This window comes from Nesterenkonia lacusekhoensis (assembly GCF_017876395.1).
GTDB lineage: Bacteria > Actinomycetota > Actinomycetes > Actinomycetales > Micrococcaceae > Nesterenkonia > Nesterenkonia lacusekhoensis.
In genome coordinates this window covers 2182770-2207776 of sequence record NZ_JAGINX010000001.1, presented here as the reverse complement: position 1 = coordinate 2207776, position 25007 = coordinate 2182770, and the positions used below count along the sequence as shown (strand labels likewise).

27 protein-coding genes and 2 riboswitches are annotated in these 25007 nt (G+C 67.4%); of the genes, 14 read left to right on the top strand and 13 right to left on the bottom strand.

The features are described 5' to 3' along the window. Window positions 1–18: 18 nt before the first annotated feature. The 3 genes from JOF45_RS10400 to JOF45_RS10390 all read left to right on the top strand — a co-directional run bounded on the left by JOF45_RS10400 (window position 19) and on the right by JOF45_RS10390 (window position 2550). On the top strand, window positions 19–441 hold the full coding sequence (locus tag JOF45_RS10400; protein ID WP_210049622.1) for a DUF3151 domain-containing protein: 423 nt from the start codon (window positions 19–21) through the stop codon (window positions 439–441). Between the two features lie 3 nt (window positions 442–444). Further along, window positions 445–1089: a thymidine kinase gene (locus tag JOF45_RS10395; protein ID WP_210049620.1), complete on the top strand. Its 645-nt coding sequence runs from the start codon at window positions 445–447 to the stop codon at window positions 1087–1089. A 171-nt stretch (window positions 1090–1260) separates the two neighbouring features. Then, window positions 1261–2550, top strand: coding sequence for an adenylosuccinate synthase (locus JOF45_RS10390; RefSeq protein ID WP_210049618.1), 1290 nt, complete (start codon window positions 1261–1263; stop codon window positions 2548–2550). Between the two features lie 17 nt (window positions 2551–2567). On the opposite strand, the gene JOF45_RS10385 is transcribed toward JOF45_RS10390, so the two are convergent. From JOF45_RS10385 to JOF45_RS10330, 12 genes are all read right to left on the bottom strand, one after another. Continuing rightward, window positions 2568–2900, bottom strand: a complete 333-nt coding sequence (locus tag JOF45_RS10385) for a hypothetical protein (protein ID WP_210049616.1) — start codon at window positions 2898–2900, stop codon at window positions 2568–2570. Window positions 2901–3011: 111 nt separating this feature from the next. After that, window positions 3012–3851, bottom strand: coding sequence for a hypothetical protein (locus JOF45_RS10380; RefSeq protein WP_210049614.1), 840 nt, complete (start codon window positions 3849–3851; stop codon window positions 3012–3014). Further along, window positions 3818–4186, bottom strand: coding sequence for a hypothetical protein (locus JOF45_RS10375; protein ID WP_210049612.1), 369 nt, complete (start codon window positions 4184–4186; stop codon window positions 3818–3820). Before JOF45_RS10375 ends, JOF45_RS10380 begins: the two co-directional genes overlap by 34 nt. Before the next feature lie 74 nt (window positions 4187–4260). Then, window positions 4261–4581: a hypothetical protein gene (locus JOF45_RS10370; protein ID WP_210049610.1), complete on the bottom strand. Its 321-nt coding sequence runs from the start codon at window positions 4579–4581 to the stop codon at window positions 4261–4263. A gap of 169 nt (window positions 4582–4750) precedes the next feature. Next, window positions 4751–5239: a signal peptidase I gene (locus tag JOF45_RS10365; protein ID WP_210049608.1), complete on the bottom strand. Its 489-nt coding sequence runs from the start codon at window positions 5237–5239 to the stop codon at window positions 4751–4753. Between the two features lie 26 nt (window positions 5240–5265). Beyond that, complete coding sequence (locus JOF45_RS10360; RefSeq protein WP_210049606.1) at window positions 5266–5784, bottom strand: flavin reductase family protein; 519 nt, start codon at window positions 5782–5784, stop codon at window positions 5266–5268. Window positions 5785–5794: 10 nt separating this feature from the next. Next, window positions 5795–6322 (bottom strand): CoA-binding protein, encoded by a 528-nt coding sequence (locus JOF45_RS10355; protein ID WP_210049603.1) that lies wholly within the window; start codon window positions 6320–6322, stop codon window positions 5795–5797. After that, window positions 6319–7620, bottom strand: coding sequence for an O-acetylhomoserine aminocarboxypropyltransferase/cysteine synthase family protein (locus JOF45_RS10350; RefSeq protein WP_210049600.1), 1302 nt, complete (start codon window positions 7618–7620; stop codon window positions 6319–6321). The genes JOF45_RS10355 and JOF45_RS10350 overlap by 4 nt, the downstream gene beginning before the upstream one ends. Beyond that, window positions 7617–9737 (bottom strand): acetate--CoA ligase, encoded by a 2121-nt coding sequence (locus tag JOF45_RS10345; RefSeq protein WP_210049597.1) that lies wholly within the window; start codon window positions 9735–9737, stop codon window positions 7617–7619. Before JOF45_RS10345 ends, JOF45_RS10350 begins: the two co-directional genes overlap by 4 nt. Next, window positions 9728–10645: an ABC transporter permease gene (locus JOF45_RS10340; protein WP_210049595.1), complete on the bottom strand. Its 918-nt coding sequence runs from the start codon at window positions 10643–10645 to the stop codon at window positions 9728–9730. The genes JOF45_RS10345 and JOF45_RS10340 overlap by 10 nt, the downstream gene beginning before the upstream one ends. Further along, the gene (locus JOF45_RS10335) at window positions 10642–11766 is read right to left on the bottom strand and encodes an aliphatic sulfonate ABC transporter substrate-binding protein (RefSeq protein WP_378578061.1); all 1125 of its coding nucleotides are present in this window, start codon (window positions 11764–11766) and stop codon (window positions 10642–10644) included. Before JOF45_RS10335 ends, JOF45_RS10340 begins: the two co-directional genes overlap by 4 nt. 110 nt (window positions 11767–11876) lie before the next feature. Beyond that, entirely contained in the window at window positions 11877–12740 is an 864-nt protein-coding gene (locus JOF45_RS10330; RefSeq protein WP_210049593.1) for an ABC transporter ATP-binding protein, read from the bottom strand. 10 nt (window positions 12741–12750) lie between these two features. Then, a riboswitch (SAM riboswitch) is annotated at window positions 12751–12852 on the bottom strand. Between the two features lie 178 nt (window positions 12853–13030). Then, window positions 13031–13120, top strand: a riboswitch (SAM riboswitch). 6 nt (window positions 13121–13126) lie between these two features. On the opposite strand from JOF45_RS10330, the gene JOF45_RS10325 reads away from it, so the two are divergent. From JOF45_RS10325 to JOF45_RS10300, 6 genes are all read left to right on the top strand, one after another. Next, on the top strand, window positions 13127–13981 hold the full coding sequence (locus tag JOF45_RS10325; protein WP_210049591.1) for a methionine ABC transporter ATP-binding protein: 855 nt from the start codon (window positions 13127–13129) through the stop codon (window positions 13979–13981). Continuing rightward, on the top strand, window positions 13981–14643 hold the full coding sequence (locus JOF45_RS10320; RefSeq protein WP_210049588.1) for a methionine ABC transporter permease: 663 nt from the start codon (window positions 13981–13983) through the stop codon (window positions 14641–14643). Before JOF45_RS10325 ends, JOF45_RS10320 begins: the two co-directional genes overlap by 1 nt. A gap of 84 nt (window positions 14644–14727) precedes the next feature. After that, complete coding sequence (locus JOF45_RS10315) at window positions 14728–15615, top strand: MetQ/NlpA family ABC transporter substrate-binding protein (RefSeq protein WP_210049586.1); 888 nt, start codon at window positions 14728–14730, stop codon at window positions 15613–15615. Between the two features lie 107 nt (window positions 15616–15722). Then, a complete protein-coding gene (locus JOF45_RS10310; protein WP_342591465.1) occupies window positions 15723–16565 on the top strand; it encodes a MetQ/NlpA family ABC transporter substrate-binding protein in 843 nt (280 codons plus the stop codon). Beyond that, entirely contained in the window at window positions 16555–17880 is a 1326-nt protein-coding gene (locus JOF45_RS10305) for an acyl-CoA dehydrogenase family protein (RefSeq protein ID WP_210049583.1), read from the top strand. Before JOF45_RS10310 ends, JOF45_RS10305 begins: the two co-directional genes overlap by 11 nt. Before the next feature lie 2 nt (window positions 17881–17882). Next, entirely contained in the window at window positions 17883–19229 is a 1347-nt protein-coding gene (locus JOF45_RS10300; RefSeq protein ID WP_210049581.1) for an LLM class flavin-dependent oxidoreductase, read from the top strand. 6 nt (window positions 19230–19235) lie between these two features. Here JOF45_RS10300 and JOF45_RS10295 read toward each other — a convergent pair whose 3' ends face one another. Next, window positions 19236–20000, bottom strand: coding sequence for a GntR family transcriptional regulator (locus JOF45_RS10295; RefSeq protein ID WP_210049579.1), 765 nt, complete (start codon window positions 19998–20000; stop codon window positions 19236–19238). A gap of 189 nt (window positions 20001–20189) precedes the next feature. Here JOF45_RS10295 and JOF45_RS10290 point away from each other — a divergent pair, with 189 nt between their 5' ends. From JOF45_RS10290 to JOF45_RS10270, 5 genes are read left to right on the top strand one after another with little or no spacing between them, the layout of a single operon-like run. Next, window positions 20190–21332, top strand: coding sequence for an ABC transporter substrate-binding protein (locus JOF45_RS10290; RefSeq protein WP_210049577.1), 1143 nt, complete (start codon window positions 20190–20192; stop codon window positions 21330–21332). Beyond that, window positions 21329–22318, top strand: a complete 990-nt coding sequence (locus JOF45_RS10285; RefSeq protein WP_210049575.1) for an ABC transporter permease — start codon at window positions 21329–21331, stop codon at window positions 22316–22318. The genes JOF45_RS10290 and JOF45_RS10285 overlap by 4 nt, the downstream gene beginning before the upstream one ends. After that, complete coding sequence (locus tag JOF45_RS10280) at window positions 22306–23169, top strand: ABC transporter permease (RefSeq protein WP_210049573.1); 864 nt, start codon at window positions 22306–22308, stop codon at window positions 23167–23169. The genes JOF45_RS10285 and JOF45_RS10280 overlap by 13 nt, the downstream gene beginning before the upstream one ends. Continuing rightward, complete coding sequence (locus tag JOF45_RS10275) at window positions 23166–24272, top strand: ABC transporter ATP-binding protein (protein ID WP_210049571.1); 1107 nt, start codon at window positions 23166–23168, stop codon at window positions 24270–24272. The genes JOF45_RS10280 and JOF45_RS10275 overlap by 4 nt, the downstream gene beginning before the upstream one ends. Further along, window positions 24269–24967 (top strand): HAD family hydrolase, encoded by a 699-nt coding sequence (locus tag JOF45_RS10270; protein ID WP_210049568.1) that lies wholly within the window; start codon window positions 24269–24271, stop codon window positions 24965–24967. Before JOF45_RS10275 ends, JOF45_RS10270 begins: the two co-directional genes overlap by 4 nt. Window positions 24968–25007: the final 40 nt, after the last annotated feature.

The following is a 25007-nucleotide window of genomic DNA, read 5'->3' as shown; positions in this document are numbered from 1 at the left end:
AACCGTTAGGATGAGCCCATGAGCCTCGTCGGACAGAACCTGATGGAGCCGGAGCCCACGCTGCTTCCGGCCGAGCCCGAAGTCACCGAGTCCCTGGCCGCCGGGGAGGAGCCGGTGGATCTGGCCGCCAAGCATCCCGAGTCCTCGCTGGTCTGGGCGCTGCTGGCCGAGGAGGCCCTGAACCAGGGCTACACCGTGGAGGGCTACGCCTACGCTCGGGTGGGCTATCACCGGGGTCTGGATGCCCTGCGCGGATCCGGTTGGCGCGGTGCCGGTCCGGTGCCGTGGTCCCACGAGCCCAATCGCGGCTTCCTGCGTGCCCTGGGTGCGCTGGGACAGGCCGCGGCCGCCATCGGGGAGACTGAGGAGGTCACCCGCATCGAGAAGCTCATCAAGGACAGCGACCCCTCCGCCCCGGAGGAGCTCGCCAAGCTGCGCTGAGCGGTGGCCAAGCTCTATTTCCGCTATGGGGCGATGAACTCCGGCAAGTCCACCGGACTGCTCCAGGCGGCCTTCAACTATGAGGAGCGCGGCCAGCGGGTGCTGCTGGCCAAGCCAGCCATCGACACCAAAGGCGAGGACGAGATCGTCTCCCGGCTCGGAGTGGCCCGCACGGTGGATTTTCTGATCCCGCCGGGCACTGAGCTGCGCGAACTCTTCCGTCAGCACGCCGAAGTCGACCCCCAAGGCACTCTGCTGGAGGGCCTGGGCGCAGAAGGGGCGGCCCTGCGCACCAAACCGGTCTCCTGCCTGTTGGTGGATGAGGCCCAGTTCCTCACCGAGGAGCAGGTGGATGACCTGCTGCGGATCGCCGTGCTCGATGGGGTGCCGGTGCTGGCCTATGGCATCCGCACCGACTTCCGCACCCGTGCCTTCCCGGGGTCTGCGCGCCTGATGGATCTGGCTCACGCCCTGGAGGAGCTGAAGACCATCTGCCGCTGCGGCAGCAAGGCGGTCTTCAATGCGCGCCGAGTGGGTCAGGAGATCATCTTCGACGGCGACCAGGTCGCCATCGACGGTGCTGACGTCACCTACGAGTCGCTCTGCGCGGCCTGCTATCTGGAGGCCAGCGGAGGCCGCCTCGGCTGAACCCACCGGGCGCGGCTGATCGGCGGCGAGGCGGGAACTCTTCATCGGAAGAGCCGCCGCTCCTGGGTGTATGTCCTCGGGAGGCCCCGGAACCATTGATCTCACCCTAACGTTGATAGACTCGAACGGGTCTGTGTCCGGACCTGACCGCTTCATGTCGAGAGGAATTCCATGCCAGCCATCGTGATCGTCGGCGCCCAGTGGGGCGACGAAGGAAAAGGCAAGGCGACTGACCTTCTCGGCTCCCGCGTGGACTATGTGGTCAAGCCCAACGGCGGCAACAACGCCGGGCACACGGTGGTGGTCGGCGGTGAGAAGTTCGAGCTGAAGCTGCTGCCCGCCGGAATCCTCTCGCCCAACGCCACTCCGGTCATCGGCAACGGCGTGGTGGTCAACCTGGAGGCCCTGTTCGAGGAGATCGACGGCCTTCAGGCCCGCGGGGCGGACACTTCCAAGCTGCGCATCTCCGCCAACGCCCACCTGGTGGCCCCGTATCACCAGACGATGGACAAGGTCACGGAGCGCTTCCTGGGCAAGCGGGCCATCGGCACCACTGGCCGCGGCATCGGACCTACCTATATGGACAAGGTGGGGCGTCTGGGCATCCGCGTCCAGGACATCTTCGATGAGTCCATCCTGCGGCAGAAGATCGACGGCGCGCTGCGTCAGAAGAACGAGCTGCTGGTCAAGCTGTACAACCGCCGGGCGATCACCGTCGATGAGATCGCCGAGTACTTCCTGTCCTTCGCCGAGCGGCTGCGCCCGATGGTCGTGGACACGACCATCCTGCTCAACGACGCCCTGGATGAGGAGAAGGTGGTGCTCATGGAGGGTGGCCAGGCCACCTACCTCGACGTGGACCACGGCACCTACCCGTTCGTGACCTCCTCCAACCCGACGGCCGGGGGCGCCTCGGTGGGATCCGGCATCGGGCCCACTCGGATCAATCGCTCCATCGGCATCGTGAAGGCCTACACCACACGTGTGGGTGCCGGCCCGTTCCCCACGGAGCTCTTCGACGAGTGGGGCGAGTACCTGCAGAAGACCGGCGGCGAGTTCGGTGTGAACACCGGTCGGCCGCGCCGTTGCGGCTGGTACGACGCCGTGATGGCCCGCTACGCCACCCGCATCAACGGGTTCACCGACTACTTCCTCACCAAACTCGACGTCCTGACCGGCATCGAGCAGATCCCGGTCTGCGTCGCCTACGAGATCGACGGTGTGCGCCACGACGAGATGCCGATGAGCCAGACCGAGTTCCACCACGCCACCCCGATCTTCGAGCACTTCGAGGGCTGGACCGAGGACATCTCCGAGGCCCAGACTCTGGAGGACCTGCCGGTCAACGCGCAGAACTACGTGCTGGCCCTGGAGAAGATGTCCGGCACGCGGATCTCCGGCATCGGCGTGGGCCCGGGCCGTGAGCAGACCATCCAGCGCTATGACCTGATCGAGGACTGAATCCCTCCACCCTCGTCTTACCAAGGCAGATTCGGATTACCCCTCCGGATCCGCAGGGGTAATCCTAGGAACGGTTGGTAAAACGAGGGTGATCTGAGGGAGTCAGGCGCAGTAGACGACGAGACCGCCCACGAGACCCACTCGCCCAGTCGTTGGCCGAGCAGTCCGCGGTTGTAGAACTCGATGCGGAACCCTGTGGGGGAGGTCGCCCCGGAGGGCATCTCCCAATGCACTGTGGGGTTCTGGAGCACACCGCCGCCGACGCAGCGGACGTTGGTCGGAGTGGGGACCACGCCGGCCTGGACGGATCCCGCGATGGTCTGCGCGCCGGCCAGCTGGCGTCGGTCCATTCCGTGGTCGGAGCGCCGGCACCGGAGGCCTGCACCGAGGTCAGGATGAGCCCGCCCGTCAGCAGAGTGGCTGCCCACCGGGCGCTGCGACGACGACGGCGGGCGTTCTGCTCAGGCATCGTCCCTCACCTCCTGCGAGCCGCGATGAAGGGCTCGGCCCAGCAGGACAGAGAGCAGACCGGTTCCCACCAGCGCGAGCAGGGAGAAGCCGGTCTGTGCGAGCCGTCCGGGCGCCTGGGCGCGCGTCTCACCAGGACCGGACCCCGCATCTGGTGAGCCTGCCGCGGAGTCGTCCGGCCTCTCGGAACCCTCAAGCGGGTCCGCTTCTGACGCCGCACCGGGCGCGTCTGAGGGAGAAGATTCCCCCGGCAGCTCGGAGGATATCTCATGCCCGTCCCCCGAGATGTGGAACCGCAGTCTGCTCGTGGAGTTCTGCGTCTCGTGAGGAGAGTCCAACGGCATGCGGGCCTCGACGCGCAGCCAGCGCTCCTCCTCCTCAGAGGAGAAGCTGCCCACCCAGTCGGTCTCGTGCCCGGGGTGCACCGGGCGGAAGACTGTCATCGCCTCCAGGTCTGCGGGGCACTCCTCCTCGATGGAACCCTCGCCGGTGGGAGGAGCCGTCCAGGGCGCCGGACACGAGTAGACGCTGGCCTCCAGGGGGAAGTCCCCGGAGACGGAGAGCCCGGCGGAGATCGTCCCGGCGGAAGGCGCATGGACATGCACGCCCACATCCCAGCGTGCTGTCTGTCCCGGGATGAGGTTGGTCTTCGCTTCCGGCACAGTGGCTGTGATCAGCGTGACGTGCTCGCCCCGCACAGTGTGCACCTCGACCTCCTCGGGATACGAGGGCGCAGAACCCAGCGGGAAGGTCGCCAGGGTCGCGGCGGCCAGGATCGCGGAGAGCAGCGAAGACATGGTCACTCCGGGGAATTGGTGGCGCGGAACTCCCACAGGGGTGTCCCCTGAGTGCCCTGCGCCTCGTTCGGGGCGTCCTCGGGGAGGGTAAGCTCCAGGCAGTAGCTGACCACGCTGCCCCGATCTTCGGCGAGCTCCTGGCTGGACTCGGAACTCGCGGTGACGGCGCTTCCGCGGGGGACGACGGCGGTCCCCGTTCCGTTCTCGAAGACCGCAGAGGCGCAGGTCGTGCCGGCTTCGATGACCCGGGCGGAGTAGCTCAGCCACTGGCCGAGACCCTGCCCATTGGACTCGTCCGCGAGCACTGCACGCAGACGGCGGGAGCGCAGTCTCCGCGCGGCATGCCGCCGCGCCGTCCGGCCCTCAGGCAAGCTGACACCGGGGACAGGGGCGTCTGAGCTCTGTCCAGGTCGCGGCGCCGCTCGGGAACGTCGCGCGGGCACCATCAGTCTTCGACGCTGGTGGCGGTGACCGTCCACACTGCGCTGGTCTCAGTGGCCTGCGCGAAGCCCTCCTCCGCGGCGTCCACGACGAAGCACAGCTGGACTGCCGTGTCCGCGGCCTCCCCGGATCCGGGATCAAGGGTGAGGTCAGAGCTCAGCTCAGTGGAGGAGCCGAGGGTGGAACCGGTGGCCACTGGAGTTCCCTCGGGGGACTCGCTGCAGGTGGCGTCGGCATTCATCGCGTAGATCGAGTAGGAGAGGGCGTCGGTGTTGCCGCCCTCCGCATCCACGGTGATGCCGCCTGATCCGACGACTCCGGCCACGGTGGTGACCGCGTCGGCGCGGATCCACAGCGGGGCGGAGACCGTTCCGCCGGGATTCAGGGCGCCGGCGTCGAAGGCCAGCTGCGCTGCAGGCCCCGTGCGAGTGAGCGGGCCTCTGCCTCCTCAGATTAGATATTCGTGAGGTGCTTCACAAGGGTCTGACTGAGGATCAGGTGTGCCTGCGCGGCCAGAACGCCCATCCGACCAGCACGGAGGCGGCCAGGGTGACGCCGCCCAGCACCCAGGGGTTGCTCATCTGATGCACCGCGTTCGCCACATGGGGCACGTGGGTGAGGTAGGTCCGCGCCTCAGTGATCGTGTAGGGGTGGGGGTCTTCGACCTCGTTCGCGTCGCCCTGCATCCTGATCACCCGTTCGCCCGAGCTGTCCCCGGGCTGGACGTCGATGACCCGGTGGGTGACCGGCAGCTGGCCGGGCCGGTCCACGGTGAGGATCTCGCCGCGTTCCACGCTCTCGGCGGGGACCTCGCGGACCACCGCCACAGAGCCGCTGGGGATGGTGGGCTCCATGGAGCCGGTGCGGAACATGATGAGGCTGATGTTGAACGTCCAGGCCAGGACCACCAGGAGGATGCAGGCCAGCCCCACCAGCGAGGCCAGCCACAGCAGCACCTCCCCGATGAGCCGTCCGAACCTCATAGCCTCAGCCTAGCGCGGCGTTCGGCTCAGACGCGCACGGTCAGCGGGGAGAGCTCCTTGAACTCGCTGCGGTGGAAGGCCACAGGCTCTGCGTCCTCCTGTACGCCCAGGTCCATCACCTCCAGGACGACCACGTCATGGTCGCCTGCGGCGAACTGGGAGTGGATGCGCGTGTTCAGCCACATCGGCACATCCTCGAGGATGAGTGCCCCGTCCTCGGCCACGTGATACCCGACGCCGGCGAACCGGTTCTCTCGGTCCTTCGAGGCGATCTGCCGGCACAGGTCCGAATGCTCGCGCCCGATAACCGAGATGCCCAGGCGGGAGGCGCCGTCGCGCAGCTTCGGCCAGGTCGAGGAGGTGTGCTGGACCGCGAAGGTCACCAGCGGCGGCTCCAGGGAGACGCCCACGGTGAAGGTGGAGGCCAGCAGGACTTCCGGCCGACCGTCCACCTCCGCAGCGACGGTGACCACGCCCTGGGGGAACTGGGAGAAGGCCCGCCGCAGGTCCAGGGGATCGAAGGCACGGGGCTGGACATCACTCATGGACGACCCCTCATCCCTCGTCCCGGAGCTGGCGCTTGGCGCTGATGACTCCGGTGTCGAAGCCGCCCAGATGCAGATTGCCGTGGAAGCGCCCGTGCTCGATTTTGATGCAGCGGTTCTGCACGGCGTTCAGCCCCAGGTCCGTGGCCTTCTGCATCGCCTCCTCCGAATGGATGCCCAGCTGGACCCACAGAGTCTTGGCTCCGGCCTGGGCGGCGTCCTCAGCCAGCGCCGGCAGATCGGCGGGCTTGCGGAAGGCCACCACGATGTCCGGGGACTCCGGCAGATCTGCCAGAGAGGCGTAGCCGGGACGGCCCAGGACTTCCTTGCCCTCCAGGGCAGGGTTGATCCAGTAGAGCCGGTAGCTGGAGTCCGAGGTCAGGTAGGTGCCCACGAAGTAGCTGGCCCGGGCGGGCTTATTCGACATGCCCACGATGGCCACGGACTCGGCGCTGCGCAGCAGCTGCAGGCGCCGGGCCGGGCCGGGCTCCTCCCAGGAGCCATGCGGGTGCTGGGTGTTCTCAACGGTGGCGGTCATGCCTGTGCTCCTTCCAGAGCGGCGGTCAGGGCCTGGTCCAGGTCCCAGATGATGTCCTCGACGTCTTCGAGACCCACGGAGATGCGCACCAGGTCATCAGGGATGCCGGCGGCGTCCAGCTGCTCGGTGCTGAGCTGCTGGTGGGTGGTGGAGGCCGGGTGCAGCACCAGGGTGCGGGCATCGCCCACATTGGCCAGGTGGCTGGCCAGCTGCAGCCTGCCGATGAAGTCCGCACCGACCTCGCGGCCACCCTTCACGCCGAAGCTGAAGACCGAGCCGACCCCCTGGGGCAGCAGCTCCTTGCCGCGGGCGTGGTGCGGGTGGGCGGGCAGGCCGGCATAGTTCACGTACTCGACGCGGTCGTCGGCGTCGAGCCATTCGGCCACCCGCTGCGCGTTGCTCACATGTTCTTCAATGCGCTGAGGCAGGGTTTCGATTCCCTGGATCAGTTGGAAGGCGGCCTGCGGGGTGAGGCTGGGGCCGAAGTCGCGCAGCTGCTCGGCACGGATCTTGGTGAGGAAGCCGTACTCGGCGAAGTTCCCCCACCAGGTCAGTCCGCCGTAGGAGGGGACCTCTTCGGTCATCTGCGGGAAGTTGCCGTTGTTCCACGGGAACGTCCCGGACTCCACGATCACACCGCCCAGGGTGGTGCCGTGCCCGCCCAGGAACTTGGTGACCGAATGGGTGACGATGTCGGCGCCGTGCTCGATCGGCCGGATCAGGTACGGAGTGGTCAGCGTGGAGTCCACCACCAGCGGGATGCCGCGCTCGTGGGCCACATCGGCCAGACCACGCAGATCCACCACATCGGAGCTGGGGTTGGAGACGATCTCGGTGAAGATCAGCTTGGTGTTCTCCTGGACCGCCGCGGCGAAGTCCTCGGCCTCGTCCGAGTCCACAAAGGTGGTCTCGATGCCGAAGCGGCGCAGGCTCACATCCAGCTGGGTGACGGTCCCGCCGTAGAGCTTGGAACTGGCGACGATGTGGTCGCCCTGGCCGCACAGGGCGGCGAAGACCAGGAACTCCGCGGACATTCCCGACGCCGTGGCCACCGCTCCGATGCCGCCCTCCAGTGAGGCGAGGCGCTCCTCCAGAGCGGCGACGGTCGGGTTGCCGATCCGGGAGTAGATGTTGCCGTACTTCTGCAGGGCGAACAGGTTGGCGGCGTCGTCGGTGTCTTTGAAGACGAACGAGGTGGACTGGTGGATCGGCACCGCACGGGTGCCGTAGGTGGCGTCCGGGACGGCGCCGGCGTGCAGCGCTCGCGTGCGGAAGCCGAAGGTGCGGTCATCAGTCATGCTGTGGCCTCTTCTCTCTGGTGTGCGGTCTTAAGGTCTTCGCAGATCTGTTGGATCTGGGGGACGCAGGGTTCGTTCTGCAGGCTTGTGGTGTCGCCGAGGGTCTCACCGTCGTGCAGCTGGGTCAGCAGCCGGCGCATGATCTTCCCCGATCTGGTCTTGGGGACCTCCGGCACGACGATCACTGTGCGCGGTTTGGCCACCGGACCGATGACCTCTCCCACATGGGCGCGCAGCTCCGGCAACAGCTCCTCCTCGGAGCGGTGCCGCCCGCTGCCGCTGAGCACCACGAAGGCGACGGCGGCATGACCGGTGGTGGCGTCATAGCAGGGCGCGACGCCGGCCTCGACCACATCGGGATGGGTCACCAGGGCGGATTCGATCTCGATGGTGGAGAGCAGATGGCCGGAGACATTGATGGCGTCGTCGATGCGGCCCAGGATCCAGATGTCGCCCTCGGCGTCGCGGCGGGCCCCGTCCCCGGCGAGGAACCAGCCGCGACCGCCCTCGGCCTGGGCGTACTTCTCCCAGTAGGAGGTGTAGAACCGCTCCGGGTCGCCCCAGACGGTCCGTGCCATGGAGGGCCCGGTCCGGGTGACGACGATGTTGCCCTGGACGTCGGTGCCCGAGGGGTTGCCGAACTCATCGACCACGGCGGTCTTCCATCCGGGCATCTCCCGGGCCACCGAACCCGGCTTGAACCGGGAGGGATCCCGCTGCTCCGGCCTGGGGGAGAGGACGGTGGAGCCGGACTCGGACTGCCACCAGGTGTCCACCAGTGGGAGGGCCGGCCGGCCGGCGTCGTTCCCCTCCTCCCGGGTGTCCCGGCCGATCTCCCGGCGCAGCCACTCGGCGGCCTCCGGGTTCACCGCCTCTCCCACGGTCCCGCCCAGACGGATGGAGGAGAGGTCATAGTCGGCAGGGATGCCTGAAGGCCACCATCCCATCAGCGAACGGATCAGCGTGGGGGCGGTGTAGTAGCTGGTCACCCGGTGGCGCTGGATGATCTCGAAGTGCCGACCGGCGTGGGGGACGTTCGGCACGCCCTCGTAGATCACCTGGGTGGCTCCGGCGCCCAGCGGCCCGTACATCTCATAGGTGTGGGCGGTGACCCAGGCGAGGTCGGCGGTGCACCAATGGACGTCGGCGTCGCGCTGGTCCGGATCCGGATGCGCGAACAGCCGCAGGTAGCTGTAGACAGCACCGGTCAGGTAGCCGCCGGTGGTGTGCACCAGCCCCTTGGGCTTTCCGGTGGTCCCCGAGGTGTACATGATGAACAGCGGGGTCTCGGCCTCGAAGAACTGCGGCTCGTGCTCGGCCGAGGCGGTGTCGACGATCTCGTGCCACCAGATGTCGCGGCCCAGGCCGTCGCCGTTGAGGTCCTCGGAGCTCCACGGGATCTCACTGCCGGTGCGGCGCAGCACCAGCACGTGTTCGATCTGGTTCTCCCCGGCGACGGCGGCGTCGGCGTTCTCCTTGACCGGGACCGCCCTGCCGCGCCGGAACTGGCCGTCGGTGGTGACCAGCAGCTTGGCCCCGGTGTCCTCCACGCGGAACTGCAGCGCCTCAGCGGAGAAGCCGCCGAAGACCAGCGAATGCACCGCACCGATCCGCGCGCAGGCCAGCGTGATCACGATGGTCTCCACCAGCACCGGCAGGTAGATGACCACGCGGTCGCCCTGGGTGACGCCGAGGGACTCCAGGGCGTTGGCGGCCCGGTTCACCCTCTCCTGCAGGTCGGCGTAGGTGACGTCCTCGCGATCGCCCGGCTCGCCCTCGAAGTGCAGAGCGACGACGTCGCCGCGGCCGGTCTGGACATGACGGTCCACGCAGTTCACCGCCGCGTTGAGCTTCCCGTCCTCGAACCAGCGCATCTGCGGGCCGCGCCGGGCCTCAGGGTCAGGCGGGGTCCAGCTGTGGGTGGTCTGGAAGCCGGTCTCCCAGTCCAGCAGTCCTGCGGCCCGGGCCCAGAAGTCCAACCGCGCGGCCTCTGCCTCCGGGGTGTCATCGCTCAGGTCCGGCTCATCCCAGGCATGGACGTCGGACTCCAGCGGGTGTGCGGTCCTGGTGTGGGCGGCCCGTGGGTGTGCGGTCCTGGTGTGTGTGCTCAGGCCCATTTCGTCAGCGCCTTTCGTTCGATCACACCGAGCAGAGCATCGGTGAGCTTGCCCAGCAGGGCCAGCAGCACGATCGCCAGCAGCAGGCGGTCGGTGCGGCCGTTGTTCTGCGATTCGGTCAGCAGGAACCCGAGCCCCTCGGCCGCGGCCAGCAGCTCAGCGGCGACCAGGAACAGCCAGGCCTGCGCCAGCCCCAAGCGCAGTCCGGAGAACACCGGAGGCACCACGGCGGGCAGCTGGACGGTGCCCAACAGGCGCAGGCCGTGGAAGCCGAACGCCCGGCCGGCCTCCACCAGCTGCGGATCCACGTGGCGCAGCGCCGAGTGGACTGAGGTGAAGACGGGGAAGAACGCGCCGATGGCGATCAGCAGGACCTTGGAGTCCTCACCGATGCCCACCCAGAGCAGCAGCAGCGGAACCCAGGCGAGGGAGGGGACGGCACGGAAGGCTCCCACAGTCGGGTTGAGCAGAAGGTCAGCGATCTTCGACAGGCCCAGCAGCGAGCCCAGCGCCAGTCCCAGTCCGGCACCGACGCCGAAGCCCAGCAGCACCCGCTGCAGCGAGATGCTCATGTGCTCGGCGAGCAGGCCCGATTCGTAGAGCCCGACGCCGGCCTCATAGACATCCAGCGGAGCGGGCAGCTGGATGGGGGAGAAGATCTCCAGCTCCTCGGTCACCACCCACCACACGGCCAGCAGGAGCAGCGGCACGACGGCGCCCACGGCGACTTTGGTCAGCGGATGCAGTCCGCGGCGGGTCGGCTCGGCAGTGCGACGGGCCTTTCCGGAGGCGCTGTCTCCGGTGCTGCTGGCGGGGGCCGCGGAGGCGGTGCTCTCAGCGGAGGTTCCGCTGACCGCGGCGTCGCTCGAGTCCGCGGGGGCTGCGGAGGCGGTGGAGACCTGGCTCATGCGTCCTCATCCTCTGCGATGTCGGCTTCCTCGGCCGCGTCCTCAGAGCCCTCGGCGTCGGAGGGCTCAGCCTGCTCGGCATAGTCGGTGAAGAAGAGCTCCTCGAGAGCCTCGTCCACCTGATCCTGGGAGTCGACGTCGCCGTTCTCCACGAAAGCAGGACCCACCGGCTCCAGGGACTGACGGAGGTCGTCTCCGGGCACCGGATCGATGTCGAAGTCCACCCGCTCCTCGAGGACCAGCTCGGCGACCTCGAGGTCGATGCTCGCATGCTCGGCGAGGATCTCGGCGGTCTCCTCCGGGTGCTCCAGGGCCCACTGACGAGCCTGTTCGTAGACGTCGGCCACAGTCTGGGCGACCTCGGGATGACCCTCCAGGAAATCAGCGGTGGCGTTGATCGTGGAGTAGGTGTTGAAGTCGACGTCGCGGTGCACCAGCTCAGCCCCGCTCAGCTCCGCATCGGCCATGATCGGGTCCAGGCCCGCCCAGGCATCGACGTCGCCGTTCTCCAGGGCCTGACGGCCATCGGCATGCTGCAGAGCCTGGACCTCCACATCCGCCGTCGTCAGGCCCGCCTCCTCCAGCGAGCGGGCCAGGAAGAAGAAGGGGTCCGTGGCCGGGGTGGCGGCCACCGACGCGCCCTCGAGGTCCTCCGGGCCTTGGATGTCGGAATCCGGGGTGGTCACCAGCGCCGACCATTCGGGCTGGGACTCCACGTAGAAGGTGTGGACATCAGCACCCACCGAACGGTTCAGCAGCGCGGCGGAACCGGCGGCGGAGCCCACGTCCAGGTTGCCGGCCCGCAGGTTCTCGTTGGCCTGGTTGGAGCCGTGGGACTGGATCCACTGGACCTCGGTGCCCAGCTCTTCGAGCTCCTCCTCCAGCCAGCCGTGCTCCAGCATGACCAGGGAGAGCGGGTTGTAGGTGGCGAAATCGATGGTGAGCGTCTCCAGCTCGCCGTCGTTCTCCCCGGAGCCGCAGGAGGTGGCCAGCAGCATCACAGCTGCAGTGCCGCAGAGAGCCTGGGCGGAGCGGGTGAATCGGCGAGCGGTGGTGGGCATGTGAGGCCTTTCGGTGGTGAAACGGATGTGGCGGACTGTGCCGGCGATGGACACGGTCACGGGCGGGTTCTCAGGAGGGGCGGGGCCAGGTCCAGGAGCGGGGCCGCAGCTCTCCGCCTCCGGTCCAGGGGCGGGGAGGGGACGGGTGCATCCGCGGATGCACCACGGCGTCAGTGGGTCCCGTCCACGCCCAGCCCGGAGAGCAGCTCCTCGCGCAGAGCGGCGAACTCGGCGGAGGAGCGGGAGCGGGGGCGTCGGCCGGGCACGGTGAGCAGCCGGGTGATGGTGGCGCCTTCGCGCTCGGCGTGCTCCTCAGCGCCCAACAGCAGGATGCGGTCGGCCAGCTGCAGGGACTCGTCGACGTCGTGGGTCACCAGCAGCACAGTGGTGCCGGTCTGGGCGTGGACGTCGAGGAGCAGGTCCTGCATCTTCAGACGGGTCAGAGCGTCGAGGGCGCCGAACGGCTCGTCGAGCAGCAGCACCCCGGGGCGGCGGGCCAGCGCCCGCGCCAGGGAGGCGCGCTGGGCCATGCCTCCGGAGATCTCGCGGGGACGCAGATGAGCGCGATCGCTCAGCCCGACCAGTTCCAGGAGCTCATCGACCCGTTCACGGCCCTGAGCCTTGGGAAGCCCGCGAGGCAGCCCGAGTGCGACGTTCTTCCGGATCGAGCGCCACGGCAGCAGCCGGGGCTCCTGAAAGCCGACGGCCGTACGCGGGTCGTAGCGCCGCACCGGCTCGCCAGCGATGAGGATCTGGCCCTGGTGGCCGGTGTCCAGGCCTCCGACCTGACGCAGCAGCGTGGACTTGCCGCAGCCGGAGGAGCCCAGGATGGCGATGACCTCACCGGGACGGATCTCCAGGGAGACGTCGCGCAGCACAGTGCGCTCGCCGAAGGTCCTGCCCACATTGAGCAGATCCACAGCGAGCGAAGGCGCCGGCGGGGCGGCCGCCGGAAGCGGGGTGGGTGCGTCATGGCCGCCGGTTCCGGCGGTGCTGACGGCGTCGCGCTCCAGGGTGGGTGCGGACGAGCCCATAGGAAAATCACTCCCATCGATCCTGGCGGTAGCACCTTTCGGGGAGAGGACGTCTCTCCGATGGTTGCTGCGGCGTCACAGAGCCAGATCTCTCAGCCGCTCGGGATGGTTACCAGCCCACAGTAAGCGCATCGGCTCCCGGTGGGCAAAAAGCCTCTCCCATTCTGAGACGCGGAGAAATGTTCGATCAGAGATTCTTACGTCATGTGACCGGCAGCGGGGCTCGTTTGACGTCTTCGGTGTGGCAGGACGTACAGTGAACATCAGCTGATCACGCCGCTGATCGGCTGAGACCATCCAGAGCGACTGAGAGATCTGGCTCGAAGATGTCGCAGCAACCACCCCTCGGGGCTCGGTGCTAACGCCAGGAACGATGGAGAGTGTTCATGATTTCATTGCGCCATGTCACCACGACCTTCGCCGCCCGCGGCAAGGAGCCGGTGGTCGCCGTCGAAGATGTGAGCCTTGAGATCCCGCAGGGGAGCATCCAAGGCATCATCGGCTTCTCCGGTGCCGGAAAATCCACGCTGCTGCGCAACATCAACCTGCTCGAGCGTCCCAGCACGGGCGAGGTGGAGGTCGCCGGCACCGAGCTGACCTCGCTGGACGGGGAGGAGCTGCGCCAGGCTCGCCACCAGATCGGCATGATCTTCCAGGGCTTCAACCTGGTGAACAACCTGACAGTGGCCCAGAATGTGGAGCTCTCCCTGAAGTTCGCGGGAGAGAGCTCCAAGAGCGTCCGCCAGGCCCGTGCGGCCGAGGCCCTGGAGATCGTGGACATCACGGAGAAGGCCAAGGCCTATCCGGCCCAGCTCTCCGGCGGCCAGAAGCAGCGGGTGGCCATCGCTCGTGCCCTGGCCACCCGCCCTCAGGTGCTGCTCTGCGATGAGCCCACCTCTGCCCTGGACCCCTTCACCACGGCGACGGTGCTGCAGTACCTGGCCGATGTGAACCGGGACCTGGGCATCACCGTGGTGATCGTGACCCATGAGATGGAGGTCATCAAGGCTCTGGCCGACGACGTCGCGGTCATGGAGGACGGCCGGCTGGTGGAGAAGTTCCCTGCCGCTGACCTGCACCGCGAGGACTTCACTCCGAGGACCTCCATCGGCCGTTACCTGATGAGCGATGGGATCAACGTGGACCGCGGCGGCGGGCACACCGCCGGTGCGGAAGAGAGCGCGCCCACGCCTGCTCCTCGGGTGGAGGAGAATCTCACCGCAGCAGGAGGTGTCCGCTGATGGAACGTGTCATCCAGCTGCTGCCCGAGTTCAGCGAGGCGATGCTCCAGACCTTCGCGATGATCGGCGTCGCGATCCCTTTGGCGGTGCTGCTGGGCACTCCGGTGGGGATCTGGCTGTTCATCCACGCCCCGGGCGGAATCGCTCCGCTGCCCAAGACCCATGCCGTGGTCAACGGCATCGTCAACACGATCCGGTCCTTCCCGTTCCTGATCCTGCTGATCGCGATCATCCCCTTCACCCGCCTGCTGGTGGGCACCACAGTGGGCACTGCGGCGGCGATCGTGCCGCTGACCATCAACGCGATCCCGTACTTCGCCCGGCTGGTCGAGCAGAACATCACCCAGCTCGGCACCGGAGCAGTGGAGGCCTCCCGCGCCATGGGGGCGACCAGGGGTCAGATCATCCGCAACGTCCTGCTGGTGGACGCCAAGCCGGCGATCATCGGCTCGATCACCATCACCACCGTCAGCTTCATCTCCTACTCGGCCATGGTCGGGCTGGTCGGCGGCGGCGGCATCGGCGACTTCGCCATCCGCTACGGCTACTACCGCTACGAGACCGACGTGATGCTGGTGGCCATCGTGCTGATGATCCTGCTGGTCACTGTGGTCCAGTGGGGCGGGACACGGCTGGCCAGCCTGACCGACAAACGCGTCTGAGACGTCTCTCCTCCGCACCTTCCCCCTGACGCCCAGCCCGGTCACAGGCTGAGGCGCGTCCGTCGAACACGAAAGCAGAACCCCATGAGCGATCACTCGCACGCCCCTGTCCGCCGTCTGTCGCTGACCGCAGCCGGTGCGGTCGCCCTGCTGGCCGCCTCCGGCTGCGGCCTGACCGGTGACGATGAGAACACCATCAGCATCATCGTCACCGAGTCCGCACCCTTCCAGGAGCCTGCGGAGATCGTGGCCGACCAGTTGGCGGACCAGGGCTATGAGCTCGACATCCGCTACGTCACCGACATCAACATCCCCAACCAGTCGGTGCAGGACGGCGAGTACGACGCCAACTACTTCCAGCACCTGGCCTACTTGGACAACTTCAACCGCTCCAACGATACGGAGATCGCTCCGGCGTTCTCCGTCTACTACGCCCCGGCCGGGCTCTTCTCCTTGGAATATGACTCCCTGGACGAGCTGCCCGACGGTGCCCAGATCAACCTGCCGGTGGACCCCTCCAACAACGGTCGCGCCCTGCAGCTGCTCGCCGACGAGGGGCTGATCGAGATCGATGAGAGCGTCCCGGTCATCGAACTCACCCAGAGTGACATCACCAGCAACCCGAAGGACCTCGACTTCATCGAGACCGACCAACAGGAGGGCGCCCGGGCCCTCTCCGACGTCGACGCCGGCTTCGCCTTCGTCCGTCTGGTCGCTGAGGCCGGCCACGACGTCGAGGACGCGACTCTGGCCATCGAGGACGGCCGCGAGGAGGTGCGGACACCCTTCACCTGCGTCGTGGCGGTCAACCCTGAGGATGTCACCAGCGAGGAGGCCGAGCTGCTCCAGGATGCCTTCCAGTCCGAGGAGGTGGAGCAGTGGTTCGAGGACTACCAGGGCGGCGTCGTGGACTATGACGACTCCATCACCATCGACGACGCCGCCGAGGTCTGGGAAGAGTTCCAGGCGTGAGCCCCCGTGCATCCGGACCATACAGGGCGACTGGCCCACATAGTGCGGCTGGCGCGAGCAGTGCGGGCGGACCCGCAGAGGTCTCCCGCCGGCAGTTTGGCCGCGGGGTGCTCGGATTGGGCGTGCTGGCCGGCGTCGGGAGCCTCACCGCCTCCTGCGGACTGGTGGGCGATGATCGGCGGATCCGCATCATCGTCACGGAGAACGCCCCGTTCCAGGAGCCCACTCAGATCGCCGAGCGGATCCTCGAGGATGAAGGGTGGACCTTTGATGCCACCTACGTCACCGACATCATCCAGCCCAACACGGCAGTGGACAACGGCGAGTACGATGTCAACTTCTTCCAGAACATCAGCTACCTGCGGCAGTTCAACGAGGACAACGACCTCGATCTGGAACCGATCTTCTTCATGTTCGAACAGCCCTCAGGGATCTACTCCTCCCAGCATCACTCCTTGGAGGACCTCCCCGACGGCGCCCAGGTCGCACTGCCGGTGGACACTGCGAACAACGGACGGGGCATCCGGCTGCTGGCGCGGGCCGGTCTGATCGAGATCGATGAGTCCAAGTGGGTGGCCGAGCTGAGCACCCGCGACATCACCTCCAACCCCAGGGACCTGGAGTTCGTGGAGGTGGATCAGCAGTCTGTGGGCCAGATCTATCCCGACGTCGACGCCGTCTTCGGCTTCGCCCGCCTGCTCGCTGAGATCGATGTCATGCCGGATGAGGTCCTGATCATGGAGACGGAGGAGGAGGCGCTGCCCTTCGCGCTGACCGTCTGCGCCCGCCCCGGATTCCGCGAGGAGGAGCCGGAGAAGTACGAGGCGCTGAAGTCCGCCTATCACTCCGATGAGGTGCGGGAATGGTACGGCGAGTATCTCGACGGCCTGCTGACCCCGGCCTTCGACCGAGACATCGATTCCGCCTGGGAGGACGTCAATGAGCACTGAGACCATATCCGCCGCCGCGGCTGCTGGGGTGGGGCCTGTTGAGGCCGCTGCTCCGCGGCTCTCCGAGGAGCTGCTGGAGGAGATCGCTGCTGGCGCGGTCCAGCGTGAGCTGGAGCGGGAGCTTCCCTTCGAACCCGTCCGTCAGCTCGACGCCGCGCGGTTCGGCGCCCTGCGTGTGCCGGCCGAATACGGCGGCCCGGGGCTGAGCATCGAGCAGCTGGTGACCGAACTGATCCGCCTGGCCGAGGCCGACTCCAACGTGGCCCACCTCTACCGCGGACACTTCGGGTTCGTGGAGGCCATCCGCTTCCAGCCGGAGGAGGTCCGCGCCCACTGGTACAGCCAGGTGCTGGACGGCAGGACGGTGGGCAACGCCTCGACGGAGAAGGGCGGCAACGCTCTGGGTGAGCTCAACACGGTGCTCACCGAGGAGGACGGCCGGCCGCTGCTGACCGGGGAGAAGTTCTACTGCACCGGCACGATCTTCTCCGACTACACCCGAGTCTCAGCCTCCCGGGCCGAGGGCGGGCGGAAGTTCGCCGTCGTCGCGGTGGATGCGCCGGGAGTGACCGTCCACGACGACTGGGACGGCTTCGGCCAGCGGCTGACCGGGACCGGCACCACGGAGTTCGACCGCGCAGAGGTCGCACCGCACGGAGTGCTCGACCGTGTGGTCGGCGGTCATGAGGCCGTGCATGAGGCCGCCTTCTTCCAGCTCTACCTGTTGGCCGCCCAGGTGGGCGTGGCCAAGGCCGCGGTCCGCGACGCCGCCGCACTGGTGGCCACACGCAGGCGCACCTTCAACACCTCCGGCAGCGGGCAGCTGTTCAGGGAGGATCCGCTGATCCAACAGATCATCGGCACGATGTCGGCCAAGACCTTCGCCGCCGAAGCCACTGTGCTGGAGGTGGCCCGGATCCAGGATCGGGCCCTGGCGGCGGGACTGGCCGCCGGGACAGACCGTCCCGGGTTCAGCGGTGAGCTGCCAGAAGAGGTCTACGACGCCGAGATCGCGGTGGAGCGCGCCCACGTGACAGTCCCGGATCTGGTCATCGGGGTCACTCAGGAGCTCTTCCAGACCGTCGGCGCCTCAGCGACGATGCGGCCCAAGGCACTGGACCGGCATTGGCGCAACGCCCAGACGATCGCCACCCATAATCCGATCGTCTTCCGGGCACGCTCGATCGGCGACTACGAGATCAACGGCACGCTGCCGGAGGGCCTCAACGCCATCGGAGATGCCCAGAAGACTGAGGCCCAGAAGACTGATGCCCAGAAGACTGATGCCCAGGGGACGACTGAGGAGAAGAACTGAGCATGCACTTCAACGCCTTCGACATGCTCGTACCGGTCCACCAGTCCCCGGGGCTGTGGCGGCATCCGGAGTCGAGGATCGATGAGTTCGACCAGCTGGACTATTGGACCTCCCTGGCTCAGACGCTGGAGCGGGCCGGGTTCTCCAGCCTGTTCCTGGCCGATGTCCCCGGGCTCTATGACGTCTACGGCAGCAGCCACCACGCCGCCGCCCGCGGGGGAGTGCAGTACCCGCTGCTGGATCCGCAGGTGATCATCCCGGCGCTGGCCGCAGCCACCACACACCTGGGATTCGGGCTGACGGCCTCGGTCACCTACGAGCAGCCCTATCTGCTGGCACGGCGCTTCGCCACACTGGATCACCTGACCAAGGGTCGGATCGCCTGGAACATCGTCACCAGCTACCAGGACTCTGCGGCGCGGAACCTGGGCATGGAGGGCCAGATCCCGCACGACGAGCGCTATGACCGGGCTGATGAGTTCCTCGAGGTCATGTATAAGCTCTTCGAACACTCGGTGGAGGATGGGGCGGTGGTGGCCGATCGTGAGACCGGCGTCTTCACCGATCCGGAGAAGGTCCACGGCATCGAGCACAGCTCACCCTGGTTCTCAGTGCCGGGCCAGATGCTGACCCACCCCGGCCCGCAGCGCACTCCGCTGCTCTTCCAGGCCGGATCCTCGGCACGCGGCCAGAAGTTCGCTGTGGACCACGGGGAAGCGATCTTCGTCATCAATGCCAAGCCGGAGAAGCTGGCTCAGCAGGTCCAGGACACCCGCGCCGCTCTCAAGGAGGCCGGACGTGATCCGCAGTCGGTGAAGTTCTCGGCGATGGTGACCGTCGTCGTCGCCGAGACCGAGGAAGAGGCTCAGGCGCGTCTGGCCGACTATAAGAGGTATGTGGACACTGAGGCGGCGCTGACGCTCTTCGGCGGCTGGACCGGCGTCGACCTCTCCGATCTCAGGGATGAGGACTATGTGGCTGATGTCCAGACTGAGGCCAACCAGTCGGCGCTTGCCATGTTCACCAAGGATCCCTCACAGCGGTGGACGGTGCGCGACGTCGCCGAGTTCATCTCGATCGGCGGGCGCGGTCCGCTGATCGTGGGTGATCCGTCTCAGGTGGTGGACCAGCTGGAGCACTTCCAGCAGGTCTCCGGAGTGGATGGCTTCAACATCTCCGCGGCGGTGCGCCCGGCTGACTTCGAGCGGTTCGAACACTATGTGACCCCGGAACTGAAGCGCCGCGGCCTGCTGGAGGAGCGCCCGGAGACCCCGGTGACGCTGCGGGAGCAGCTGCTGGGCGCCGGTCCGCGCCTGGCCGAGGACCACCCGGCCCGTCAGCTGGGCTGAATGGCCTCAGGAGTTCCAGGGCTCGGTGTCGGGGACGGTCCACTGCAGCGGGCTGTGATGCCAGGAGGACCCGGCCGAGACCATGATCTTCCCGGAGATGTAGCGGTCGGTGGACCATTCCAACGGCCGCCCCGAAGGGTCCCGGGAGATTCGGCGGTGCACCAGCAGGGCGGTCCCGCGGGAGACGCCCAATCGTGCGGCCTCCTTGGACTTCGCGCCCTCGGCGGCGAAGACATGTTCGGCATGGCTGAAGTGCACGTCATGTTCGTCTGCCAGGACCGAGGTGACCGATGCAACGTCGTGTGGGATCCGTGTGACGATCTCGCCCAACCACTCAGGGTAGTGGCTGTGCTCGAGCATGACGTTGCTGCCGTCCAGGGTGCGCAGGCGCACCACACTGAAGACCCGCTGCCCGGCGGGCACTCGAAGCAGGTCCTGATCCATCCGTGAGGCGATCAGCCATTCCGAGGTGATCACCTGTCCGCCCGGGTTCAGGCTCTGCTGCCGGGCCCACTGGGCGAAGCTGCGGAACTCGTCGAAGGAGGCCTGCCGGCGCGGCATGCGGATGACCGTCTTGGGGCGTCCGCGGATGCCGTCCACTGTCCCCTCGGCCACCAGCTCCTTCAATGCCACGCGCACTGTCCCGGGAGAGACCTGGAAGCGCGAGCTGAGTTCACGCTCTGAAGGCAGGGAAGAGCCCACAGGATAGGTGCCTGCGCTGATCTCATCGCGCAGAGCCTGGGCGATGTTGGAGAAGGCGAACGTTGCCATCGCTCCAGTCTACGGCGTTGTTCAGAATTCCCCACGTCGCTCGCTGCTGTTCACCACTGTGTCACCTTCTATCCGACAAGCTGTCATTTTCACTAGTGATCTTCTACTTGACTTGGGGGAGTTCACTAGTGAGGATAGAGAACGCTAGGGCCTGCCGGCCGCACTGGACACAGAAGGACACCCACCCTGATGACTCGCACCCACACCCCCAAGCTGCTCGGCGTCCTCGGCGTCGTGACCCTCGGCCTGACCGCATGCGGAGGCGGAGGGGAGGAGACGGAAGCCTCTGCGAACTGGCGTGACGCCACGTCGGCGGAGGACGGCGGCGGCATGGAGCAGCTGATCGAGGATGCTCAGGCTGAAGGCCAGTTCAACGCCATGGGCCTCTTCGAGGATTGGGCCAACTACGGTGAGCTGCTCGAGGCGTTCTCTGAGGAATACGGCATCGAGATCACCAACGACACCTCCACCGGATCCAGCCAGGACCTGATCAACGCGGTGGTCAACCGTCAGGGTCAGGACAGCTCCCTGGACTACCTGGACACCGGTGTCAGCCACGCCGAGGAAGCCGCAGAGGACGGGCTGCTGGCCGAGTACGCCCCGGAGACCATCGAGGACATCGGCGAGGAGTACACCTCGGAATCGGGCACCTGGATCAACCACTTGGGCGGCACCATCGCCATCGGCTGCGACACCTCCCGGGTGGACGACTGCCCGGAGGACTTCGAAGACCTGCTGGACCCGCAGTACTCCGGACAGGTCGCCCTTCCGTCCAGCCCCACCGCCTCCGAGGGATCCTTCATGATCGTCCACGCCGCGGCTGAGGCCAACGGCGGCAGCTTCGATGACATCGAGCCCGGCATCGAGTTCTTCGGGGAGCTCTCCGAGATGGGCAACCTGATCCCTGTGGAGGCCGACGCCGGCACCGTGGAGACCGGCGAGACCCCCATCGTCATCAACTGGGACTACCTGCTTCAGCCCATCGCCGATGACCTCGAGGAGGACACCGGCGCCGAGCTGGAGATCAACCTGCCCGAGGACGGTCAGGTCGCTTCCTTCTACGCCGCCTCCATCAACGAGGATGCCCCGCACCCGGCGGCGGCCCGGCTGTTCTACGAGTTCCTCTTCTCCGATGAGGGCCAGAACATCCTGCTGGAGGGCTATGTCTCTCCGGTCCGCCTGGACGCCATGATCGAAGACGGCACTGTGGATGAGGAAGCACTGGCTGAGCTGCCCAGCCAGGACGGCGTCGAGGCTCCGCAGCCGACCCTGGAGCAGCGTGAGGCCAACCAGGCGATCGTCAACGAGCAGTGGGACGGCACCGTTCAGTGAGTCTGCCCGTGACCCAGGCCGGTGCCGCACCGGCCCCTCACACTCAGACCGGTGCTGAGTCGGGCGGTGCTGAGACGGGCGGTGCAACCGCATCGCCGGCTCAGCGGCCCTCGCTGTTCAGCCGTGCCCGGTGGCAGGGTGTGGGCTCCGCGCTGCGCTCCCCGGCGACCCTCTCGCTGCTGCCGCTGGGGCTGATCCTGCTGCTCTTCTTCATCGTGCCGATCGTGGGTATGGCGATCATCGCCATCACCGTGACCACGCAGGACGGCGGGACCGGCGTCGGGATGGACAACTTCCTGGCCCTGAACCGCGGGTCGCACTCGGCCGCCATCGTGAACTCGGTGCAGGTCTCGCTGGTGGGCTCCGCCATCGCGGCGGTGGTCGGAACGCTGACCTCGTTCTGCATCGCCCAGATCCGCTCCGAGAAGCTGGACTCGGTGGTCGCAGTCTTCACCTCGGTGCTGGCCAACGACGGCGGCGCGCCCCTGGCGTTCTCCTTCATCGTGACCTTGGGCAACGCCGGAGTGATCTTCGGGATGCTCAACCTCGGAGCCACCGGCTTCTCCCTGTACTCCTGGCAGGGGCTGGTGGTCATGTACCAGTACTTCCTGATCCCCACGATGATCATGGTCAGCCTGCCGACCTTTGTGGGGCTGCGGAAGGAATGGCGCGAGGCCAACGCCGCCCTGGGCGGCTCGGCGTCGACCTTCTGGCGTCGGGTGGGCCTGCCCATCGCGGCACCGGCACTGCTGGGCGGCTGGATCCTGTGCTTCGGCGCGGCCTTCGCGACCCACGCCTCCGCGGCGGTGCTCATCGGCGCCGGCGGCTATCCGCTGATCCCGCTGAACATCGGGGACCTGCTGGGCCAGGCCGGTGACAGCCAGCAGGTGGCCATGGCGCTGGGCGTGACCATGGTGGTCATCGCAGTGGTGACGCTCTTCGCCTTCAACCGACTGCAGTCCAGGAGTGCCCGATGGATGCGCTGAAGAATGCCCGCTGGGTGCCTGTGGTCGCCGTCGCGCTCTATGTGGCGATCCCCGTGCTGTGCAGCGTCTACTACGCCGTCTTCCCCGGTGGCAGCTTCTCGCTGGGCGCCTATTCGGTCATCGCCGAGGACGCCTCGCTGGCGGCCGCGGCCACCCGCACCCTGTCCATCACCGCGCTGACCATCGTCACCCTGGTGGTGACTCTGGTGCCGGCCCTGGTGGCCGTGCACCTGTGGGCGCCGAAGCTGCGACCGATCCTGGAGATCCTCTGCACCCTGCCGCTGGTGGTCCCGCCGATCGCCATCGCCGCCGGTGTGGTGGCCCTGTTGGGCTGGGGCGCACGCCAGGGCAGGGGCTCGCTGCCCAACGCCATCAGCCAGTTCCTGCAGAACCCGGACCTGCCGCTGATCCTGGTGGGCACCTACGTGGTGCTCTGCCTGCCCTTCACCTTCCGCTCCATCGACGCCGGACTGCGGACCATCCCGCTCAAGGCCATGGTGGAGGGCTCGGCCATCCTGGGCTCGAGCACCTTCGGCACCATCTTCCGAGTGGTCATCCCCAACATCCGAGGATCCATGCTGTTCTCGGTGTTCTTCGCCGTGGCCCTGTGCTTCGGCGAGTACTCCCTGGCGGCCACGCTGAGCCAACAGACCATCCCGGTCTGGCTGGACGACGTCTCCTCCAACAACTTCCGGGCGTCGGTGGCCATCGCGGTGCTGCTGAACCTGACCACTTGGGCGCTGCTGTTCGTGGCTACGCTGTCGGCAGGCCGGTTCTCCCCGGCCGGCCGTGCGGTCCGTGCCGAAAAGACGCTCCAGAAGAAGACCACCCAGAAAGCCCTCGCCTCATGAACGTGACCACACCCGCATCCAATGAAGTGACCCTCGAGGGGGTCTCCAAGGCCTTCGGCCCCACCACCGTGCTGCAGAATCTGGACCTGACCATCAGCGCCGGAGAGCTGGTCACCGTCCTGGGCCCCTCCGGCTGCGGAAAGACCACTGCTCTGCGCATCCTGGCGGGCTTCGAGAAGCCCACCGCGGGGCGTGTGCTGGTGGGCGGCAGGGACCTGACCTCAGTGCCGCCGAACCGTCGCGGCATCGGGATGGTCTTCCAGGCCTACAGCCTCTTCCCGAACCTGACCGTGCAGGACAACGTGGAGTACGGGCTGCGCGTGCGCAAGGTGGTCCGTGAGAAGCGCCGCCGCACCGCCCAGGAGATGTTGGAGATGTGTGGCCTGGGCAAATTCGCCTCCCGGTTCCCGGCCCAGCTCTCCGGAGGGCAGCAGCAGCGTGTGGCTCTGGCGCGGGCTCTGGCCACCCAGCCCGAGGTGCTGCTGCTGGACGAGCCGCTCTCCGCACTGGATGCCATCGTGCGCGTCCAGATCCGTGAGGAGATCCGCCGACTGCAGCAGCAGCTGGGGATCACCACGATGTTCGTCACCCACGATCAGGAGGAGGCCCTGGCCATCGCCGACCGGGTGGCCGTGCTGCGCAACGGGGTCATCGAGCAGATCGACGTCCCGCATGAGGTCTACCAGGCTCCGGCCACGCAATTCGTGGCGAGGTTCGTCGGCACGGTCACCGAGCTCGGCGTGGACGCCGGGTTCCAGGGCGGACGGCTTCCGGTGCGTGCCCCCGGCGCCGGCCTGGACACCGTCTTCATCCGTCCCGAGGATCTCACCCTGGTCCCGGAGCCTGAGGGCGAATGCACCGTGGTCAGCCAGATCTACACCGGTGAGCGCACCACCATCCGCGCCGCCGGTGCTGCCCACGACGCCGACGGCCGGCCGCTGGAGCTGGTCACCTCGGTGTCAGCGGCCGAGGCTGCGGACATGACGCCGGGCACTCGGGTGAGCCCTTTTGTGATGTCTGCCCCGGCACTGCGCCTGCCCGCCGATGCGGGCCGCCCCGCGGCAGAATCCGCTCAGTCAGCACATGCGGGAGCTGCCCGGTGAGCGCCGGGCTGACGCTGACATTGGACACGGGGGAGGGCTCATATGAGGTCCAGGTGACCGGAGCCGTCTTCGACTGTGACGGACTGCTGGTGGATTCCGAGTCCATCTGGCTGCAGATGCTCGCCGCGTGGTTGGGCGAACGCGGTGTGCCCGCTGACGGTGTCCAGACGGTGCGTCCGGAGGACTTCCTGGGAATGTCAGTCCATGACACCGCAGCATCTCTGAGCGAGATGCTCGGAGACTCGACCGTTCCGGGGGAGGAGCGGATAGCGGCTGAGCTGACTGAGCGGTACTCCGCACTGCTGGCCCAGGGCGTGGAGCCTATGCCTGGGGCGGTGGAGCTGATCTCAGAACTGGCCGCCCGCTTCCCTGTCGCCGTGGCCAGCAACGGGCTGCGCCAGGATGTCCGTGCCATGCTGGAACAGGTGGGCATCCTGGAGAAGGTCACGACGGTCTGCACGTTGGATGATGTGCTGTACGGCAAGCCGGAGCCGGAGCTCTACCTGACCGCCGTCGGGCGTCTGGGGATCGATCCTGGCCAGGCAGTGGCCTTCGAGGACTCTCCGGCTGGGGTGGAGTCTGCTCGGCGGGCGGGCCTGACGGTGGTCGGGGTCAACCACAGCGAGACGGTGGAGTTGCCGGGCGCCCTTCGCCTGAACGATCTGCATCAGGTCAGCATCAGGGCCCCCGCATGACAAGCCCGGTATGACACGCCCCGTATGACGAGCAGCAGGA